This window comes from Porphyromonas uenonis 60-3 (genome assembly GCF_000174775.1).
GTDB lineage: Bacteria > Bacteroidota > Bacteroidia > Bacteroidales > Porphyromonadaceae > Porphyromonas > Porphyromonas uenonis_A.
Window position 1 is genome coordinate 1 of sequence record NZ_ACLR01000190.1, and the last position, 660, is coordinate 660.

Genomic DNA, 660 nt, shown 5'->3' on the forward strand with positions numbered 1-660 from the left:
TTCACTTATGGCGGGTCTGTAGGGTTCAATCAGCCCTGCCTCGTGGATGATATGGCACTGATAACGGAGGATCCGAGCTTCTTGTTGAAAGATCGCAAGGAAGTGGAGGTACCTCAGGAGTTCATCAAGCGAGTGACCCTTTTTAGCTTCAATGCTTTTGCGGGTCTGCAGGTGCCGCTTGACCTAAAGTCTGTATATGTCATTCCTTCCCTGAGTGGATGTGTTACCGGTGACCTTCACTCCGACTACAGCCTGATCAGTGCTGGACCGCTCGTAAGGTGCGACTTTGGCATCCCCTTGAAGTATGGGAATATGCTCTTCTTCGGTGCCGGATACAAGTATGGCTTCCCCATCAAGGATGCAGATGAGATGGCAGCTGACAACTACAAGAATGTGACCCCTTATGGTCAGTCTCATACCGTCTTTCTGTCCATCGGTTATATGTATTGACCCGTAGATCTTCCTTAAATAAGGGAGCGAAAGAGAATCTCTTTCGCTCCCTTATTATTATAGACTTATAGGTCAAAATGGTGGGTGAGTTAAAGGTCTTTTCTAGGTATAGAGAGACATATAAGGGTTTGAAAAGCTTTGAAGTGTTAAAAGTGAGCCAACGCGAATGTATAGGTCAAAACGGTGGTGATACAGGGGGATAAGCCAGTG

Annotated in this window: 1 pseudogene; it reads left to right on the plus strand. The window is 46.7% G+C overall.

Features of this window, described 5'->3' with window-relative positions:
* Positions 1-450, plus strand: a pseudogene (locus PORUE0001_RS07720) (hypothetical protein); the annotation flags it as partial.
* Between the last annotated feature and the right edge of the window lie 210 nt (positions 451-660).